Origin of the sequence: Streptomyces sp. CA-135486 (assembly GCF_050936555.1) — a bacterium.
Taxonomy (GTDB): domain Bacteria; phylum Actinomycetota; class Actinomycetes; order Streptomycetales; family Streptomycetaceae; genus Streptomyces.
The window spans coordinates 166,229-183,927 of the sequence record NZ_JBNJMM010000002.1 but is presented as its reverse complement, the minus strand read 5'-3'; the positions used below and the strand labels follow the sequence as shown (position 1 = coordinate 183,927).

General features: G+C 69.6%; 21 protein-coding genes. 7 read left to right on the top strand and 14 right to left on the bottom strand.

Going from position 1 to position 17,699, the window contains the following annotated elements:
- Positions 1 to 11: 11 nt before the first annotated feature.
- Together ACQEVG_RS19925 and ACQEVG_RS19920 are read right to left on the bottom strand one after the other, a co-directional pair.
- Positions 12 to 983 carry a DNA-3-methyladenine glycosylase family protein gene (locus tag ACQEVG_RS19925; protein WP_432985835.1) on the bottom strand — a complete coding sequence of 324 codons (972 nt, stop codon included), beginning with the start codon at positions 981 to 983 and terminating at the stop codon, positions 12 to 14.
- A gap of 2 nt (positions 984 to 985) precedes the next feature.
- Complete coding sequence (locus tag ACQEVG_RS19920; RefSeq protein WP_432985833.1) at positions 986 to 1,357, bottom strand: VOC family protein; 372 nt, start codon at positions 1,355 to 1,357, stop codon at positions 986 to 988.
- Between the two features lie 86 nt (positions 1,358 to 1,443).
- Between ACQEVG_RS19920 and ACQEVG_RS19915 the strand changes: the two genes are divergently transcribed.
- Positions 1,444 to 1,902: a MarR family winged helix-turn-helix transcriptional regulator gene (locus tag ACQEVG_RS19915; protein WP_432985831.1), complete on the top strand. Its 459-nt coding sequence runs from the start codon at positions 1,444 to 1,446 to the stop codon at positions 1,900 to 1,902.
- A gap of 45 nt (positions 1,903 to 1,947) precedes the next feature.
- On the opposite strand, the gene ACQEVG_RS19910 is transcribed toward ACQEVG_RS19915, so the two are convergent.
- Complete coding sequence (locus tag ACQEVG_RS19910; protein WP_432985829.1) at positions 1,948 to 2,745, bottom strand: carbon-nitrogen family hydrolase; 798 nt, start codon at positions 2,743 to 2,745, stop codon at positions 1,948 to 1,950.
- Positions 2,746 to 2,909: 164 nt separating this feature from the next.
- Between ACQEVG_RS19910 and ACQEVG_RS19905 the strand changes: the two genes are divergently transcribed.
- Positions 2,910 to 3,734 (top strand): maleylpyruvate isomerase family mycothiol-dependent enzyme, encoded by an 825-nt coding sequence (locus ACQEVG_RS19905; protein ID WP_432985827.1) that lies wholly within the window; start codon positions 2,910 to 2,912, stop codon positions 3,732 to 3,734.
- A gap of 134 nt (positions 3,735 to 3,868) precedes the next feature.
- Here ACQEVG_RS19905 and ACQEVG_RS19900 read toward each other — a convergent pair whose 3' ends face one another.
- Positions 3,869 to 5,170, bottom strand: a complete 1,302-nt coding sequence (locus tag ACQEVG_RS19900; protein WP_432985825.1) for an MFS transporter — start codon at positions 5,168 to 5,170, stop codon at positions 3,869 to 3,871.
- Complete coding sequence (locus tag ACQEVG_RS19895) at positions 5,167 to 5,808, bottom strand: GntR family transcriptional regulator (protein ID WP_432985823.1); 642 nt, start codon at positions 5,806 to 5,808, stop codon at positions 5,167 to 5,169. The genes ACQEVG_RS19900 and ACQEVG_RS19895 overlap by 4 nt, the downstream gene beginning before the upstream one ends.
- Before the next feature lie 202 nt (positions 5,809 to 6,010).
- On the opposite strand from ACQEVG_RS19895, the gene ACQEVG_RS19890 reads away from it, so the two are divergent.
- The gene (locus ACQEVG_RS19890) at positions 6,011 to 6,952 is read left to right on the top strand and encodes a D-alanyl-D-alanine carboxypeptidase family protein (RefSeq protein WP_432985821.1); all 942 of its coding nucleotides are present in this window, start codon (positions 6,011 to 6,013) and stop codon (positions 6,950 to 6,952) included.
- Between the two features lie 75 nt (positions 6,953 to 7,027).
- Here the strand turns inward: ACQEVG_RS19890 and ACQEVG_RS19885 are convergent, their stop codons facing one another.
- Positions 7,028 to 7,936, bottom strand: a complete 909-nt coding sequence (locus ACQEVG_RS19885; RefSeq protein ID WP_432985819.1) for a LysR family transcriptional regulator — start codon at positions 7,934 to 7,936, stop codon at positions 7,028 to 7,030.
- 101 nt (positions 7,937 to 8,037) lie between these two features.
- On the opposite strand from ACQEVG_RS19885, the gene ACQEVG_RS19880 reads away from it, so the two are divergent.
- Entirely contained in the window at positions 8,038 to 8,667 is a 630-nt protein-coding gene (locus ACQEVG_RS19880; protein WP_432985817.1) for an NAD(P)-binding oxidoreductase, read from the top strand.
- Positions 8,664 to 9,725, top strand: a complete 1,062-nt coding sequence (locus tag ACQEVG_RS19875) for a DUF7405 family protein (protein ID WP_432985815.1) — start codon at positions 8,664 to 8,666, stop codon at positions 9,723 to 9,725. Before ACQEVG_RS19880 ends, ACQEVG_RS19875 begins: the two co-directional genes overlap by 4 nt.
- A 4-nt stretch (positions 9,726 to 9,729) precedes the next feature.
- Here ACQEVG_RS19875 and ACQEVG_RS19870 read toward each other — a convergent pair whose 3' ends face one another.
- From ACQEVG_RS19870 to ACQEVG_RS19840, 7 genes are read right to left on the bottom strand one after another with little or no spacing between them, the layout of a single operon-like run.
- On the bottom strand, positions 9,730 to 10,545 hold the full coding sequence (locus tag ACQEVG_RS19870; RefSeq protein ID WP_432985813.1) for a carboxymuconolactone decarboxylase family protein: 816 nt from the start codon (positions 10,543 to 10,545) through the stop codon (positions 9,730 to 9,732).
- A 41-nt stretch (positions 10,546 to 10,586) separates the two neighbouring features.
- The gene (locus ACQEVG_RS19865; protein WP_360866833.1) at positions 10,587 to 10,802 is read right to left on the bottom strand and encodes a tautomerase family protein; all 216 of its coding nucleotides are present in this window, start codon (positions 10,800 to 10,802) and stop codon (positions 10,587 to 10,589) included.
- 16 nt (positions 10,803 to 10,818) lie between these two features.
- Positions 10,819 to 11,664, bottom strand: coding sequence for a hypothetical protein (locus ACQEVG_RS19860; RefSeq protein ID WP_432985810.1), 846 nt, complete (start codon positions 11,662 to 11,664; stop codon positions 10,819 to 10,821).
- Positions 11,661 to 12,893: an MFS transporter gene (locus tag ACQEVG_RS19855; RefSeq protein WP_432985808.1), complete on the bottom strand. Its 1,233-nt coding sequence runs from the start codon at positions 12,891 to 12,893 to the stop codon at positions 11,661 to 11,663. Before ACQEVG_RS19855 ends, ACQEVG_RS19860 begins: the two co-directional genes overlap by 4 nt.
- A gap of 15 nt (positions 12,894 to 12,908) precedes the next feature.
- Positions 12,909 to 13,721, bottom strand: a complete 813-nt coding sequence (locus tag ACQEVG_RS19850) for an SDR family NAD(P)-dependent oxidoreductase (protein ID WP_432985806.1) — start codon at positions 13,719 to 13,721, stop codon at positions 12,909 to 12,911.
- Between the two features lie 12 nt (positions 13,722 to 13,733).
- Positions 13,734 to 14,351, bottom strand: coding sequence for a hypothetical protein (locus ACQEVG_RS19845; RefSeq protein ID WP_432985804.1), 618 nt, complete (start codon positions 14,349 to 14,351; stop codon positions 13,734 to 13,736).
- Positions 14,352 to 14,398: 47 nt separating this feature from the next.
- Entirely contained in the window at positions 14,399 to 15,145 is a 747-nt protein-coding gene (locus ACQEVG_RS19840) for an AfsA-related hotdog domain-containing protein (protein WP_432985802.1), read from the bottom strand.
- Between the two features lie 269 nt (positions 15,146 to 15,414).
- On the opposite strand from ACQEVG_RS19840, the gene ACQEVG_RS19835 reads away from it, so the two are divergent.
- Both ACQEVG_RS19835 and ACQEVG_RS19830 read left to right on the top strand, forming a co-directional pair.
- The gene (locus tag ACQEVG_RS19835) at positions 15,415 to 16,470 is read left to right on the top strand and encodes a beta-ketoacyl-ACP synthase III (protein WP_432985800.1); all 1,056 of its coding nucleotides are present in this window, start codon (positions 15,415 to 15,417) and stop codon (positions 16,468 to 16,470) included.
- A 41-nt stretch (positions 16,471 to 16,511) separates the two neighbouring features.
- Positions 16,512 to 16,766: an acyl carrier protein gene (locus ACQEVG_RS19830; protein ID WP_432985798.1), complete on the top strand. Its 255-nt coding sequence runs from the start codon at positions 16,512 to 16,514 to the stop codon at positions 16,764 to 16,766.
- Between the two features lie 59 nt (positions 16,767 to 16,825).
- Here the strand turns inward: ACQEVG_RS19830 and rfbA are convergent, their stop codons facing one another.
- Positions 16,826 to 17,692 carry a glucose-1-phosphate thymidylyltransferase RfbA gene (rfbA, locus tag ACQEVG_RS19825; protein ID WP_432985796.1) on the bottom strand — a complete coding sequence of 289 codons (867 nt, stop codon included), beginning with the start codon at positions 17,690 to 17,692 and terminating at the stop codon, positions 16,826 to 16,828.
- Between the last annotated feature and the right edge of the window lie 7 nt (positions 17,693 to 17,699).

Sequence of the window (17,699 nt, the reverse complement as noted above, 5' to 3'; positions counted from 1 at the left end):
GGGTGCGGGCACTACCGCACCGAGCGAGCGTCCGCTGCCGACCCGGCCTTCTCCTCGCGGCGGGTGCGCAGCAGGAGTGCGACCCAACTGCGGTAGGGCGCCCAGTGGTCGCTGATCCCGGCGAGCCGGCGCGCATCGGAGGCGTCGGGATCGCCGAGGCCGTAGGCATCGGCCATCGAAGCGTGGAGCCGGCGTTCATGGCGGGGGAAGACGTCGGGGTGTCCGGCGCCGCGGATGAGGATGAGCTCCGCGGAGAAGGGGCCGATGCCGGGCAGGGTCCGCAGATGAGCGAGGGCGTCCTCCACTGGCATCGCGCGCAGCCGGGCGGCGTCGAGATCACCGGCGAGGGCCGCGTCGGCGAGGGCACGCAGCCGTTCGGCCTTTGTCTCGGGCAGGCCAGGAACGCGGCTGAGTCCGCGCAGGACCAGCGGGGTGGGGAAGGCGTGCAGCGGTTCTCCGGCGACGGTGACGCGCTGTCCATGGTGCTCGGCGATGCGGGCCTTGATCGCGGCGGCCTGGACCATCCGGATGCGGTGACCGATGACCGCCCAGGCCGCGGCCTCGTACGGCGAGTAGAAACACACCGGCCGCAATCCCGGGTAGGCCGAGATGAGTTCGGCCACGACGGGATCCGCCTCGGCGAGCCGTGGGAACCCACCGCCGTCGACGTCGAGCGAGAGGATGCGGGCCAGTTGCGCGCGCACCGCGCTCATGGCGTCCGATTCCGCGGACGCCGTGCCCACCGCGTCCTTGCCCGGATTCCCGGCGTGCACCGTGACATCCGCCTGTACGGTGCCCTCCGAGTCCTCCGCCTGCCTCACCGCCGCGCTCACCGTCGAGTGGCCGTCGTCGGCAGGAAAGGCCAGGCGCAGCACCCGGCCGGCTGAGGCGTCGCGGTACCCGGCAGGTGTAAAGCCCTCCAGGAACCGCATGCTCGCCGCAAGTGAGAACGGCCCGCGCGGGGTGATGACGATGGCGGTCATGGTCAGCCTTCGTGCGTGGTGATGGCGTAGCCCTCGGGGCCGGCGAAGGTGAACATCCTGCCGAACGGACCGTCTTCGGGTGCCTTGATGATGGGGATCCCGGCGGCGTGGAGGCGGTCGTGCAGGGCCTGTGCGTCGGTGGTCCGGAACCACAGGGCGACCCCGAGGCCGGGCCGCTCGACGGCGTCGAGTTCCACTCCCGGCAGGGGCTCGCGGACGGCGAAGGGGACCGGTTCGGTGGCGAACACCACGGCGCCGGGCGGCGAGGCGGGCGCGCGGCGGAGCCCGAGGTGCTGCTCATAGAAGGCGGCAGCCGCTTCGACATCGCGCACCTGCAGGGCGATGAAGTCCGGTCCGTCGGCGGTGGCAGTCATGGATACTCCTCGATCGTGGCTGCATGTCAGGACTTTGACATACACGGAAGATAGACGGCACCGCGCCCACATGTCAAACTCCTGACATGCATGATGGGACTCCCTCCAGCCAGACCCCGGCCGCCGACGTGACCGAGCGCCTGGGATACCGCCTCAAGCGCGCCGCCGCGGCGCTGCGCAGCGCGATGGACAGAGCACTGCGTGAGCACGGCCTGACGGTGCCGCAGTACGCCTGCCTCGAACTCCTCGACCAGCAGCCCGGCCTGTCCAACGCCGAGCTGGCCCGTGGCACCTTCGTCACGCGGCAGTCCATGAACGTCGTCCTCCGCGGACTGCAGGACACCGGCCTCATCACCCGCCCGGCCACCACCGACCACGGTCGCGCTCTGCCCGCCCACCTCAGCGAGGAGGGCCACCGCCGCCTCGCGGCAGCACGCTCCGCCGTCTACGCCATCGACCAGCGCATGACCGCCGCCGTCCCGGAGCAACGCCTCGCCGAACTCCTCACCGACCTCGACCACATGGCGGCGGCACTCGACGGCTGAGAACGGCCGCCCGCCACGGCGTCGGCGGGGAACAAACGAAATGGCCTAGTCGCGGCGCGGCGCCGTCACGCCCAGCACCCTGTCCTTCAGGACCGGGAACTGCTCCCGCGTCGTCAGCACCTTCGTCACGTCGAGCTCGACGCTCAGGACCTCCTCGCCCGGACCCGCCTCGGCCAGTACCTCACCCCAGGGGTCGACCACGATGCTGTGCCCGGCCTGTTCGACCCCGGCGTGGGTGCCCGCCGTGCCGCAGGCCAGGACGTACGCCTGGTTCTCCACGGCGCGGGCGCGGGCCAGCAGGGTCCAGTGCTCGCGGCGGCGGGCGGGCCAGCCGGCCGGCACGACGAAGGCCTGCGCACCCGCGTCCACCAGACCGCGGAACAGCTCGGGGAAGCGCAGGTCGTAGCAGGTGGCGAGGCCGAGCGTGAGCTCGGGCAGCGCGACGGTGACCAGCGATTCGCCCGCGCCCATCATCACCGCCTCGCCCTTGTCGAAGCCGAAGCGGTGGATCTTCCGATAGGTGGCGGCGAGCTCGCCGCTGGGGGAGAGGACGAGGGAGGTGTTGTAGAGGGTGCCGTCGGAACCCTTCTCGACGACGGAGCCCGCGTGCAGCCAGACCCCCGCGTCGCTCGCCGCCTTCGCCATCGCCTCGTAGGTCGGCCCGGCGGGCGACTCCGCCTCGTCCTCGAAGGACTGGTACGCGAACGCCCCGACGGGCCACAGCTCCGGCAGGACCACCAGATCGGCGCCGTGCTGCTCCCGGACGAGAGACGCGGCCCGCCGACGGCGAGAATCAACCGATTCGTCCGGGTCTACTGCGATCTGGATGAGTGAGGCGCGCACACTACCACCGTCCTGGCATTCGAGCCCTCAATCACGGGCCTACGATCGTCACACGAAAGCACTGCCGGGGTGCCGCCCGGCAGCGTAACTTAACTGCCGAGCCTCCCACGCAGCCCAGCAGTCAGCAGCCCAGCCCGCGTACCGCAGAACCGCCGAGGGGTCCCGTGACCGTCCATCCCAGCCTCCAGACCTACGCCGACGCCTGGACCCACTCCATCGAATCAATAGCCGAGCTGGTGCAGCCACTCGTCGAGGGCGAGTGGAACCGGCCAACGCCCTGCCCCGGCTGGTCGGTGCGTGACCTCGTCTCGCATGTCATCGGCATGGAGTGCGAGATGCTCGGCGATCCCCGGCCCATCCATACGCTGCCGCGCGATCTCTATCATGTGCAGAGCGAGTTCACCCGCTATATGGAGATGCAGGTCGATGTGCGCCGCCACCACACGGCGCCGGAGATGACCTCCGAGCTCGAGTACACGATGATCCGCCGGGCCCGTCAGCTGCGCAACGAGAACCGCGCTCCCGACACCATGGTCCGCGCCCCGCTCGGTGCCGAGCAGACTCTTGAACTCGCCATGCGGATGCGCGCTTTCGACACCTGGGCGCACGAGCAGGATCTGCGTGTCGCGCTGAACAAGCCGGGCAACCTCGACTCCCCCGGCGCGTACATCACCCGGGACTGCCTGCTCGAAGCCCTGCCGAAGGTGGTCGCGAAGGACGCCGGCGCACCGGCGAACTCGGCGGTCGTTTTCGATGTACACGGCCCGGTCGAGTTCCTGCGGACGGTCCGGGTGGACGCGGACGGCCACGGCACGATCGACGGGGCGCCCTCGCTCGGGCCGATCGTCACCCTCGCCCTGGACTGGGAGACATTCGTACGCCTGGCCTGCGGCCGGGTGCGGGCGACCGCGGTGCCGGACCGGATCAAGGTGGACGGCGATCCCGACCTGGCCGCGGCGATCCTGCGCGACTTCGCCGTCACCCCCTGACGGCAGCGCGGTGGCCCGGTCCGTCGCCGAGACCGCCCGCGCCGGGCGCATCTGCGGATGCCCGGCCGGCGGCGCAGGCGATCCCCGCGGCGGGCGGCTCGGCGCGGGCGGTTGCCCTCCGCTGCCGGCCCACCTCACGCCGGTACGTGCACGGCCTCCACTCGGCTCGCCACCAGCCGCTCCCTTTCCCGCCGCACCGTGCGCGCCCGCAGCCGCAGGATCTGCGCGATCCCCAGCGCCTCCAGCACGAAGACCGACGAGAACGCGATCCGGTAGTTGTCCCCGGTGGCGTCCAGCAGCACTCCGACCGCCAGCAACGTCGTCATCGAGGCCACAAAACCACCCATGTTGACGATCCCCGAGGCCGTGCCCTGACGCTCCGGCGGATTGGCCGGGCGGGCGAAGTCGAAGCCGATCATCGAAGCGGGGCCGCATGCCCCGAGCACCGCGCACAGTGTGATCAGCAGCCACATCGGCGCCCGGTCACCGGGGTACGCAATGGTCGTGGCCCATAGCAGTGCCGTCGTCCCGACCGTGCCGAGCGCGAGCGGGACCCGGGCCGCATGGTGTCGGGCGATGATCTGCCCGTACACCAGACCCACCACCATGTTGGTGACCACCACCAGGGTCAGCAGCGTGCCCGCGGTCTCCCGGGACAGGCCCTGTGCCTCGACCAGGAAAGGCATCCCCCACAGCAGCAGAAACACCATGGCGGGGAACTGCGTCGTGAAGTGCACCCACAGGCCGAGCCGGGTGCCGGGCTCCTGCCAGGAGAGCGCGATCTGCTTCCGTACGAAAGCGGATCCCGCGTGCTGCGCGGGCGGGGGCTCGTGCCCCTCGGGGTGGTCCTTCAGGAACAACGTGAGCAGCACGAGCACGACCACTCCGGCCACCGCGCTGCCCGCGAAGGTCGCGGTCCAGCCCACGCCGTGCAGCATGCGCGCGATGACGATGGTCGACACGAGATTGCCCGCCATCCCGAAGAGCGCGGCGACCTGCCCGATCAGCGGGCCGCGGCGGGCCGGGAACCAGCGCGTGCCGAGCCGCAGCACGCTGATGAAGGTCATCGCGTCGCCGCAGCCGAGCAGCGCGCGGGAGGCGAGTGCCATGCCGTACGAGGGGGAGAGGGCGAAGCCCAGCTGCCCGGCCGTGAACAGCACCACGCCGATCGTGAGGACCTTCTTGGTGCCCAGCCGGTCGACCATCAGGCCGACGGGTATCTGCATCCCCGCGTACACCAGCAGCTGGAGGATGGAGAAGGTGGACAGGGCGGAGGCGTTGACGTCGAAGCGGTCGGCGGCGTCGAGGCCCGCGACGCCCAGGGACGTACGGAAGGTCACGGCGACGAAGTAGACGGCGACGCCTATGCCCCAGACCGCGGCGGCGCGGCGGCCGCCGGGGGGATCGCCCGGCAGGGCGACGGCGGATGCGCTCATCGGACTTCGCCCCGCGCCAGGTTGCTGAACCAGCCGACATGCCGTTGTACGAGGGCGGCCGCCGCGTCCGGGTCGCCGGCGCGCAGCGCTTCAAGGATCTCGCTGTGCTCGGCGACGTTCTTGGTGATCCGGTCGGGGTGGGAGTGCATCACGGCGACGCCCATCCGCAGCTGCCGGTCGCGGAGCTGGTCGTAGAGGCGGGAGAGGATTTCATTGCCGCCGCTGCGCACGATCTCGGCGTGGAAGCAGCGGTCGGTGACCGCGACGGCCGCGAGGTCCCCCTCCTCGCCCTGCCGCTTCTGCTGCTCGAGGAGTTCTTCGAGCCGGGAGAGGAGTTGTGGCGATGCCGGTACGGCCTTGCGCGCGGCATGCTCCTCGACCAGCAGCCGGGTCTCCACGACATCGGCGATCTCCTGTGCGGAGACGGCGAGGACCAGGGCGCCCTTCTTGGGGTAGAGCTTGATCAGTCCCTCGACCTCGAGCTTGAGGAGGGCCTCGCGGACGGGGGTGCGCGATACGCCGACCGCGTCGGCCAGTTCACCCTCGGTGAGGAGGGTGCCGCCCTGGTAACGGCGGTCAAGGACGGCCTGCTTGATGTGGGTGTAGACGCGTTCGGCGGCGGGTGCGGCGGCGGGCATGCGCACAGCTTAGATACAACACAGGTGCATCAGAAAGTCGCGTCCACGATGCAGGACGGAGATGGAGGACGGAACTTGGGCCAACTGATGCGCCGTGGGCGTACATCCCTTCGGGGCTCTCAGTGGTCTCGTACTGGGACCCTCTTTCTGCCGTGGTCCCTTACCGCCCTTTTCACCGCATTCGCGAACTCGGAGCGTTCTCTTGACCATCAGCCTCCCGGGCGTGCGCAAGGCCGCCGTGGTGGTTCTCGCCACCGGCTCCCTGCTGACCATCTCGCCCCTGGCCGCCCCCGCTCACGCGGTCCCCGTACCGCCGATCGCCAGCAAGGGCGCGATCCTGATCAACGGCACGACCGGCACCGCGGTCTACACCAAGACCCCGGACACCCGCCGCCAGATGGCCAGCACGACGAAGATCATGACGGCCGCCGTGGTGGTCACCACCAAGGGCATCAATCTCAACCACGTCGTGACGGTCAAGCAGGCTTATCGCGACTACGTCGTCAAGCAGGGCGCCAGCACGGCGGACCTGAAGACCGGCGACAAGGTGACCGTCCGTCAGCTGCTCTACGGAACCATGCTGCCCTCCGGCTGCGACGCCGCGTACGCCCTCGCCGACCTCCTCGGCACCGGCACCACCACCGCCGCGCGCACCAAGTCGTTCATCGGGAAGATGAACAAGAAGGCCGCCGAACTCGGTCTGAAGAACACGCATTTCGACTCCTTCGACGGCATCTCGTCGGCCGGGAGCAACTACACGACGCCGCGCGACCTGGCGAAGATCGCCAAGTACGCCATGACCAACTCCAACTTCCGTGCCGTGGTCGCCACGCCGAAGTACGTCACCACGGCGACGAGCAGCACGGGCGCCAAGCGCACCTACACCTGGTACAACACCAACCAGCTGCTCGGCTCGTACAAGGGCGCCATCGGCATCAAGACGGGCACCGGCACCGCCGCGGGACCCTGCCTGGTGTTCGCCGCCACCCGCGACGGCAAGACCTTCGTGGGCGTTCTCCTGAACGCCCCGACCGTCGCCGAACGCTACAAGGACGCGGCGAAGCTGCTCGACTTCGGCTTCGGCTCCAGCACCGCGCGCACGATGGAGCTGCGCTCGCTGCCGGCCGGCGCTGAACGCGACTGATCCTGCCCCGCTGCACCCGAGACGCCGACGCGATCCGCGTCGGCGTCTCGTTGTGCCGGCGGCCGGCATACCGCATCAGCCGGGCAGCCAGCCCGCCTCCGCCGCCGCCTCGACCGCCACCCGCTCGAAGCGCTCGGCCGTCGGCGGCGCGGGGTCCGGCAGCACGAGGGCGATCAGCAGCCGGGAATGCGGCTCGGCCAGCGGCACCCACCGCAGCCACGGGGCCAGTCCGTCCGCGGAGGCCTCGCCGACCAGCGCGACGGTCTCCGCGTCGCGCAGTACGCGCTGCGTGGGGTCGAAGGCCACCGGCCGCTCGACCAGCCGGGGCCGCACTCCCGCGCGCCGGAACAGCTCGACCAGCTCGTCGTAGTGGACCGGGTTGGCCTCGCGCGGATGCGCCAGCACCGGGAACGGTGCGATCCCCGCCGCGTCGACGACCTGTGTCGCGCCCGCGAGCGGATGCCCCGCGGCGACCAGAATCCCCCTGCGCTCCAGGCGCAGCGGTCGCACCCGCACACCCTCGGCCGGCTCCGGGGTACGCGCGATGCCGACATCGGCGCGCCCTTCCAGCACGGCCCGCGTGATGTCGGGCGTACGGAGCATCTCGGCGCTCACGTCGATGTCGGGGTGGTGCCGACGCAGGGACTCCACCAGGTGGGGGACGGTGCCGTAGCCGGTGCTCGCGCTGTAGACGATGCGGATCCGGCCCAGCTCGCCCCGGCCCGCGCGGCGCGCGGCGTCCCAGACCTCGGCGAGCGCCGCCAGGGCGGCCGGGCCCCGCTCCTGGACCGCGCGGCCCGCTTCGGTCAGCCGCACCACACGGGTGGTCCGCTCCAGGAGCCGTACACCCAGCTGGGACTCCAGACGGCGGATCTGGGCGCTCAGCGCCGGCTGCGCAATGTGCAGGCGCTCGGCGGCGCGGGTGAAGTTCCGTTCCTCGGCCACGGCCAGGAAATAGCGCAGCAGCCTCGCCTCCGGAATCATGGAGCCAGGATACGGAGCGCCGCGGATTCATAACCGCTGCCTATGAGTTGAGACCCGGGCGGTCTTTCCCCTCCGCCGTTTCCCGCTCCTACCGTGCTGACATGAGATTCGTCAGCGCCGGGACCATGTCGCCCGGCACCACCGCGGTGCACTTCGCGGAACTCGCCCAGGCCGGGGGGCACGACGTACTCCGGCTCGGCACCTACGACGAGGTCGGGCCCGCCCGCCGGGCGCTCAGCGGCGCCGACGCCGCCGTCCTCGTCCCCAAGCGCGGCGACGCCCGGCTGCACGCCCAGCAGGCCATGCGTACCCTGCTCGCCGCTGCCGCCGAACTGCCCGCGCCCCCGCGCATCCTGCTGGTCAGCTCGTTCGTCGTCGGCCATGGCAGGGCCCACCCGCTGAGCCGGGTGGACGCCACCCAACTGCCCGCGAGGATCGCCTCCGAAGAGGATCTGCGCGCCAGCGGGCTGCCGTACACGATCGTCCGCCCCACCTGGCTCACCGACGATCCACCCGGTGCGCACGCCATCACCCTCACCCAGGATCCGCACGCCGACGGCATGGTCTCCCGTGCGGACATCGCGGTGGCACTGATCGCGGCCATCGAGAGCGGGAGCGCCGTCCGTACGACTTTCGGGCTGTTCAGCGAGCCGGGCACACCGCCTGCCGACTGGGCCGCCGCATACGCCCGCCTCCAGCCCGACGCCGCACCCCACAAGGAACTCGTATGAAGCTGCCCGAGGCCCAGCACGCATGGGAACCGACCTTTCGTGCCGACGAGGAGGGCCGTCCGCTCGCCCCGCGTTTCCACCGGCTGCTCATGCTCGATGTCCTGGACCACCCCACCGCCGCGGACGCCGAGCGTCTCGAAGGTGCGCTCGCCGCTCTGGAGGAGCGTTTCCCGTACGGACCCGACGGGCTGCTCACCTGCCTGGGCTGGGGATTCGGCTATTACGCGCGGCACACCGCCATTCGCTCCCCCGTACCCCGCGCCATCCCCATGGCGCGCTGGGAGAACCCGGCGCTGGAGGACATCGACGCCTGTCTGCATCTGGCGTCCGACGACGAGGACCTGCTCGTGGAGGTCACCGACGCGCTCTTCGGGGCCGGCCCGCTGGACCAGCGCGCACGGCTGCGGATACGGGAGGTACGCACCGGCTTTGTCGGAAGCGGGCTGCCCTCCGAACGGCTGCCCGAGCGCGGGCTCTCCGCGAAGGCGCCGCTGCTGCTCGGCTTCCACTCGGGGCTGCGCGGCAACCAGGCGACCGAGGAGAGCATCACCGTCGCCGAGGGCCCGCTGGCCGGCGGCACCACCATGCATGTGAGCTATATCGAGCTCGACCTCGACAGCTGGTACGAGCAGGACCGCGACACCCGCAGCGCCCGGATGTACGCGCCCGGCATCAGCGCCGACGAGGCCGAAAGGCTGGTGGACGACGCACGCAGCGACGCGGACCGGCTGCCCGCGCTGGCCGGCGCGCACGGATCGGTCGGCCATGCGCAGGCCACCGGCCGCGCCCGGCTCCACGGGCGCCCCCGGATCAACCGGCGGGATTTCGCGACGCTCGACCATGGTGCGCCCGGGACCCATTTCGTGTCCCTGCAGCGCACCATGGAGGACTTCAACGCCACCCGCGCGGTGATGAACGCGGCGGACGCGCGCGGGCATCACGGCGACATCGGGGTCCGCCGCAACAATGGCATCAACTCGGTGATGGAGGTACGGAGCCGGGCGACCTTTGCCGTACCGCCGCGGACCGGCCGTGCCTACCCGAACCTGACGCCGTAGCCCGCTAGTGACCGGCTGCCGCCCGCTCGGCGAAGACCTCGCGGGCGGCCGTGATTCCGTTGATCGCGGCGGGGAAACCCGCGTACACGGCCATCTGCAGGATGGTCTCGACGACTTCGTCCTGTGTGCCGCCGACGTTGAGCAGCCCGTTCACGTGCACCTTGAGCTGGGGACGGGCCGTCCCCAGCGCGGTGCACGCGGCGATCGTCACCACCTCGCGGGCATGCAGGTCCAGGCCGCCGCGCGTGTAGATGTCGCCGAAGGAGAACTCCACGATGTAGCGGGCGAGATCGGGAGCGATGTCCTTGAGGCTCTCGATCACCGCCTCGCCCGCGTGGCCGTCGATCTCGGCGAGGGCGTCCCAGCCGCGGTCGTAACGCGGCGTCTCGTCGTTCTCGCTCACCGCGTGCGGGGCCTCGTCACCGTCGTCCGTACGCTCCGCGAACACCGCCTTGGCAACATTCAGACCATTGATGGCCGCGGGGAATCCCGCGTACACCACGACATGAAGGATCGCTTCGACGATCTCGCGCCGGGTCACCCCGATATTGAGCGCTCCGTTGATATGGAACTTCAACTGCGGTGCGGCATGTCCAAGAGCCGTCAGGGCCCCCACTGTCGCCAGTTGCCTCTGACGCAGGGTGAGTGAGGACCGCGCATAGATGTCGCCGTAGGGAAACTCCACCGTGAACCGGCCGAGATCCGGTGCGATGTCGGAGAAGCTGTCCAGCACCGAAGGACGTTCTTCAGCGGCCAGTTGCTGAAGGATGGCCAACCCCCTGGTGTAGCGGTCCTTCTCGTGGTGGGACTCAACTGCCATGCCTGGACGACTCCTTGTTCCATGTCAGGACCTGCGCCGGATCAGGACCGACGCCGGCTCAGCTCCGGGAATTCCGGGTTCGTAGCCATGATCCCACCCTCGCCCCAGCGATTCTGGGGAATCTCCTGAATGACCACCGCTATTTTGTCGAGTGGCGCTCCGGTGACCTTGTGCGTGGCCTTCGTGATCTCCTCTATCAGTTCCTGGCACTTCTCGTCCGTCTGATTCGGCCACGTGGTCACAGTGATGAACGGCACAGCCGCCGACCTCGATTCATTCCGTCGTTACAAATTCGTGAAATGCGGGCTTCTGGAGTTTCAACTGGGCGTGAATATCCCCGCCCAGACCGAACCATCCGATGGCACCGCCGTAGTTCTGCTGATAACTCATCCACAGCACCACGACATTGATGATCCGGTTCGCTCCCGGTGTGCCGGGCGCCGGGAAGGGATGCGGCATGGTCGCGCGGTAAGTGGCCCTGCCCTCCTCGTCGGTGACGAAGACATTGGGCACACCCAGCGGCCCCGGCCTGGTGGGACCGGCCGGATCCAGGTCGCGCTCGCGCAGGGACATCACGGTGTAGAGGCTGCTGGGGACGAGCCCTCCGAACTCCATCTTGAACACGGCGGCACGGCCGTCCTCGGTGAGCTCCACCTCCAGCTCGCCCTCCGCCTGGACCCATCGGCCGAGCGTGATGGGCTCGGTCACCTTGGGCCCGTCCTCGGGACGCAGATCGGGGATCGGCGCCTGATGCAGCGGATGGCTCGGCCGTACGATCTCGTTCGCGTCGGGGCGCTGCTCGGGCGCGAAGACCATCGGGTAGTTGTTGCAGGGCAGCGGGAGCGGCAGCGTATACAGCACCATGTCCCGGTCCGCCGGGTCGAGTTCGTCGCCGAGCTCACGCACGATGGTGTACGGGACCTGCTCGCCGAACGGCGGCAGCTCGCTCTTGGGGCTGACGACGGCCGATCCCCAGGACCGTTCGACACCCCCGGAAGGGTTCTCCCGGTTGATCATTCCGATCACCACGAAGTCGCCGTCGGCGTCGACGATCTCACTGGGCGGATAGGACGGCCCCTGAGTGGTGGGGCTGAGCCGGTAGGTCCCCGAACGGCTCATCGCGAACCGCTCCCTTCTGCTGTGTTGTCCCGGAAGCCGAGTGCGGCGAGTGCGGCCGCGAGTGCCACGGAACCCGCGCCGGTGGCCACCACGGCACCCCAGCCGCCGCCGGTCCACACGGGGCCGAGCGCGGCGCTGGCGGCGCTGCCCGCGAGCAGGCAGACGAGCATGTACATGGACGAGGCGGCGCCCCGCCGCTCCTCGGGCACGGCCCGCGCGAGCAGCACCAGCACGGCCGGCTGGCACGAGAAGACGCCGAGGAAGAGCAGCAGCATTCCGGCCACCAGCAGCGCGGTGCCGGTGGCCGCCCCGAGCGCCGCGACACCGGCCAGCACCAGGCCGAGGCCCAGCAGGACGACCTGGCGCGGCGCGATCCGGCTGCTGAGCCGGCCGGCCAGCGGTGCGCCCAGCACTCCGGTCAGACCGATCAGGCTGACCGTGCCGATCGCGCCGGCGCTGTAGTGGAAGGGAGCGCCCTGCAGCCGGTAGGTGAGGAAGGTGACGAGTCCGAGATACCCGAAGAACAGCAGCGCCCCGACCCCGAACAGCCGGACCACAGGCCCCTGTCCGAACATCCGCAGCGCTGCCAGATACGCCTGCCCCACCGGCCTGCGGGCTCGGAGATCCCCCGTCCCCGGCGTCGGCAGCAGCCGCATCAGCACCGCGGTCAGCACATTGAGCGCCGCGAGCAGCAGCACCGCCTTGTGCCAGTCCGCCCAGCCGGCGACAACCCCGGTGAAGGAGCGCCCGAGGGTGATGCCCGCGACCGTGGCCCCGATGATCAGCCCGAAGAAGACGCCCACCAGACCGTCGGGGGCGATCCTCGGCATCAGCGCGATCATCGCGGCCGGTACCGCCGCGGCCGCGATCCCGGCCACGGCGAGCAGCAGCGCGAACGCGGTGAAGCCGGGCACCACCGCGGCGATGGCGATCAGCGCGGCGACCGTCACCGCCCCGGCCGCGCCCAGCACCTTGCTGCGGAACCGGTCGGAGAGCGGCCCGAAGAGGAAGAACGACAGAGCGTAGGCGAAGCTCGCGACGGTGAAGACGAAACGCGCGTCCTCCGGGCCGACATCGAGGGACGCGGCGATCTCGGGGAAGACCGGCTGCGTCATATAGATCGTGGACACCGCGCAGCAGGTTGCGGCCGCGGCGATGACGGCCGCACGCCAGGACGCCGCCGTGGAACGCGCGGCTGGGGGGGAGGCTGTCTGTGCCGTGCTGACCATGTCGGCTCCCTCCATCTACAGCGCCACCGAGGCGCCGCCGTCGACGGTGATCGAGGCTCCGTTGACCTGGGCGGCGCCGGGCGACACGAGATAGGCCACGGCCTCCGCGACATCGGCGGGTGTCGGCAGCGATCCGTACGGCGTCTTGCCGAGGAAGTCCTCGCCGACCTGGTCGGGGCTGATGCCGAAGCGCTGCGCGAGGTCCGCGAGGGTCTGCGTCCACAGATCGGTGTCGGTGGCTCCCGGGTCCACGGTGTTGACCCGCAGTCCGCTTCTGCCGAGGTCGCGGGAGATCGCCTTGGCGAAGCCGCCGAGCCCGGCGTTGGCGACTCCGTTGATCACAAAGAGCGGGTCGGGCTCGCGGCGGAACGAGCCGTTGATGAAGACGATCCGGCCGGCCCCCCGTTCCACCATGGCCCTGGCGACGGCCCTGGTGAGCCGTATCGCACCGAAGAGCTTGCTGTTGACCGTCGTGTCCCACTGCTCGTCGGTGGATTCCAGCAGGGGTGCCACCGGTCCGTCGCCCGCCGCGTTCACCAGGACGTCGATCCGGCCGAAGCGCCCCACCACCCAGGCGATGCCCTCTTCGACCGACGCGGTCTCGTTGATGTCGAGGACCACGGCAGTGAGCTCGTGCGTACCGTCGCCGATCTCGCCGAGCCGCCCGGCGATGCGCTTGCGGGCCGCTTCCAGCCGGGCCGCGTCACGGCCGAGCAGCACCACGTGCGCCCCGTCCGCGGCCAGCCGTTCCACGACCGCCCCGCCGATTCCGCCGGTGGCGCCGCTGACGACGGCCACATCGCGGTCCGTCCTTTTCGGCTCAGTCATCGTCCCCGCCCCTCAGTTCTCGACGCGGGCGTAGATCCGGGTGTAGAGCCCCCGGTCGGTGATGTACGTGTCCCCGGCCTGCTTGACGATGTCCTGGTATCGGGGGGAGGTGAACACCGCCTGGTAGACGTCGGGTTCGACGGAGAATCCGGAGACGAACAGCACGCCGGGCTCGGTGCTCAGCAGCGAGTGGTAGGCCAGGAAGACCTCGACCTCGTCGTGTGTGCGGACGACGTCGAAGATCGTGCGGTCCCGCCACTCCCGGTAGGCGTCGTACACCGGCGGCTTCACCTCGACATGCCTCAGCTGGAGGTAGGGAGTGGCCGGCAGCGGCTCGTCCGTGTCCTTCGGCGCCTCGACGAACTCGACGACCTGGCGGCGGAAGTCACCGGCCAGGGCGGGCGCGATCGTGGCCGAGAGCTCCCGGTGGGCCGCCTCGCGCCCGGCGATCTCCGCGAGGCCGGTGATGGGCGTCAGCTCCACCAGCAGGCCGGCGTCGTCGAGCGAGCGGTAGAGCACGGAGCCGTGGTGCCCGGAGGCCGCGTTGTGGGCGGCCCAGGCCGCGCTGGTCTTGTCGATCTCTTCGCTCTGCACCGGCACTTCGGTCACGAGCAACAGGCGTGCGGACACGAGGATTTCCTCCTGGAGAAGTGAAGCGGAGTGAAGAAGTGAAGAGGTCAGGCGCTGGTCTCAAGGAGACCCTTGAGCGCCTTCTGAGCCTTGCGGCGCTCGAGCACGGCGATTTTCTGGCGAGGGAATCCGGAGAAACCGACCTGTCCCGAAGCCGCCAGTTTTCCGCTCTGATACAGCTCGAAGTCGAGTTCGAAGTCGAGCTGCCGATCCGGCTTGTCGACCGACAGCTCACGCACGGTGCAGCGAATTTCCGCGGGGAGTGGAAAGAGGAAGTTCCCGAACGTCAGATTCACCGAGTTCCAGACGATGTAGAAATCACTGAGAGGCCAGCGATTGCGGTACCCGCGCTCGAAGACACCGAGGAACAGCTGGCGCACCGCCTCGACGATGACCATGCCCTGGACGTGTTCTCCGGTCTGGTGGTCGAGGAGGAGTTCATTGTCGCCGTGCACCCGGATGTCAGCGGTGTAACGTGCCTCCCCCAGCTGTCTCAGATCCGCCAGCAGGACGTTGTTCTCGCTGTGTTTGTGCACGACATCGCGGCCTTCCGGCGCCACCTCCGGGCCGGTGAAGCGGATCCGGTCGGTCAGCTTGCGACGGTCGATGGCCTGCTGGACATAGGTGCGCTCGAAGCTGCCGACGCCCTGCCCCTCGTGCAGCAGGACCTCGCCGTCGCCGTCGTCGAACACGCCCTTGTTGATCTCCGCGGTGAGTCCGGAGATCGTGCGGACTTCGTCCGAGTGCACAAAGCCGGTGAAGCGGTCCGCGACCACCATGACGTGGATGCTCATCTTCCGTTCCTCTCCCGGTAATTTCGGCGTAACAACCGCCCAGGAAGTACGTCATGGACATTAGTTTCCCGAATTCCCGCGGCACAACTGCCAGGCCGGGGTGGCCGATCGGCTACGCCGCCCGATGTGACCTGCAAGCATCGCCTAGATATCCGTTGACGCCGGCTCACTTCGATGAATACTTTCGAAACCGGCTTCCATGAAATTCCCTATTTCCGACACCACTTGGAAGACTTTCGACGCGGCCTTCGACAAGGGGATGAATTGACATGGTTTCAGAACCGGAGAGTCAACCGGGCAATCAACTGCAGGGCCACCACAGGGCCGCCGTCATCGCCGGTATCGGCTCCTGGCTGCCGGCCAGAGTGGTCACCAACCATGACCTCTCCGCCGAACTGGACACCAGCGACGCATGGATCCGCAGCCGTACGGGCATCGCCCAGCGGCATGTGATCGACGAGGGGATGGCCACCTCGGACCTCGCCGTCGAAGCGGGTTCTCGTGCCCTGAAGTCGGCCGGAGCCTCGGACGTCGACGCGGTACTGGTGGCCACCACAACACCGGACCGGCCGTGTCCGGCCACCGCACCCGATGTGGCGGGACGCCTCGGCCTCGGCCCGGTACCCGCCTTCGATGTGGCGGCCGTGTGCAGCGGGTTCGTCTACAGCCTCGCCGTCGCCTCGGGCTTCATCGCCGCCGGCATCGCCGAGCGGGTGCTGGTGATCGGCGCGGACGCGTACTCCACCATCCTCGACCCGCAGGACCGCACCACCCGTGCGGTGTTCGGGGACGGGGCGGGCGCCGTGGTGCTGCGTGCGGGCACGGCGGACGAGGAGGGCGCGCTCGGGCCGTACGACCTGGGCAGCGACGGGTCACTCGCCGATCTCATCACGATCCCCGCGGGCGGTTCCCGCCAGCGCTCGGCCCCCGGGCAGAGCGTCGAACGGGCCGACCACTACTTCCAGATGCAGGGCAAGCGGGTCTACCGCAATGCCGTGGCCCATATGTCACAGTCCGCGCGGCGGGTGCTGGCGAGCGTGGGCTGGAGCACCGACACCCTCGACCATGTCGTCGCCCACCAGGCGAACCAGCGCATCCTCGACGCCGTCGCCGCCGAGCTGGACGTCCCGGGCGAGCGGGTCGTCTCGCAGATCGAGCGGGTGGGCAACACCTCCGCCGCCTCGATACCGCTCGCGCTCGCCGACGCGGCCGCCTCCGGCACTCTGCGGCCGGGGCAGCGCGTGCTGCTGACGGCCTTCGGCGGCGGGCTGACCTGGGCCTCGACCGTACTGCGCTGGCCGGATGTCACCGCAGTCACCTCGTGACACCGACCACTGAACGCCACACCGATGAGGAGAAACGATCCATGAGCGACCTGTTGAGCCGGGTGACGGCAATCCTTCTCTCCACCTTCGAGCTGGAGGCCGCCGCGCTGGCGGACAACCCGACGCTGGAGTCCCTGGAGTTCGACTCGCTGACCCTGGTGGAGCTCGCCACCGCCCTGGAGAACGAGTTCGGCACCCCGGTCGACGAGGAGGAGATCACCCTTGAGCACACCCTCGACGATGTGCTGAATCTGCTGGCGCAGAAGCTCTCCACGGCGGCCGCCACCACATCCTGAAGCACCGACATGCCGGATGGCCGTCCCCACCCCCCGGGACGGCCATCCTTGTCGTGCGCTCAGCCCACCAGCCGCGCCAGATGACGTCCGTAGTCCGACGAACGCCCGTACGCGTCGATGCTGTTGGCCACGTCGTCGGCCCCGATGAACCCCATCCGGAAGGCGACCTCCTCGATGCAGGCGATCTGCACCCCCTGCCGCGACTGCACGGCATGGACATAGCCGGCCGCCTCGAAGAGGCTGTCGTGGGTCCCGGTGTCCAGCCATGCCGTACCGGAGCCGAAATTCACCAGCCGTGCCCTGCCCTGTTCCACATAGCGCCGGTTGATGTCGGTGATCTCCAGTTCACCGCGCGCGGAGGGCGACAGCTCCGCCGCGTACGAGACCACGTCGTTGTCGTACAGGTAGAGCCCCGTGACCGCCAGGTCCGATGTGGGTTCGGCGGGCTTCTCCTCGATGTCGACCAGCCGGCCCTCGTCGTCGAGTATCGCGACGCCGTACCGCTGGGGATCGTCCACCTGGTAGCCGAAGAGAGTCGCCCCGTCGAGCTGTGCGACCTCCTTGCGCACGATGGTCGGCAGGTCCTGCCCGTGGAAGATGTTGTCGCCGAGCACCAGGCAGACCTGGTCGTCACCGATGAAGCGGCGGCCGAGCAGAAAGGCGTCGGCGAGGCCCCGCGGCTCGTCCTGCTGGGCGTACTCGATCCGCACGCCCAGCCGCTCGCCGTTCCCGAGCAGCCGGTGGAAGTCCTCGCGGCTCTCGGGGGTGGTGATGATCAGGATCTCGCGGATCCCGGCCAGCAGCTGGACGGAGAGCGGGTAGTAGATCATGGGTTTGTCGTAGACCGGGAGCAGCTGTTTCGATGTCACCGAGGTCAGCGGCCGCAGCCGGGTGCCGGCGCCGCCCGCCAGGATGATTCCACGCATCAGCGAT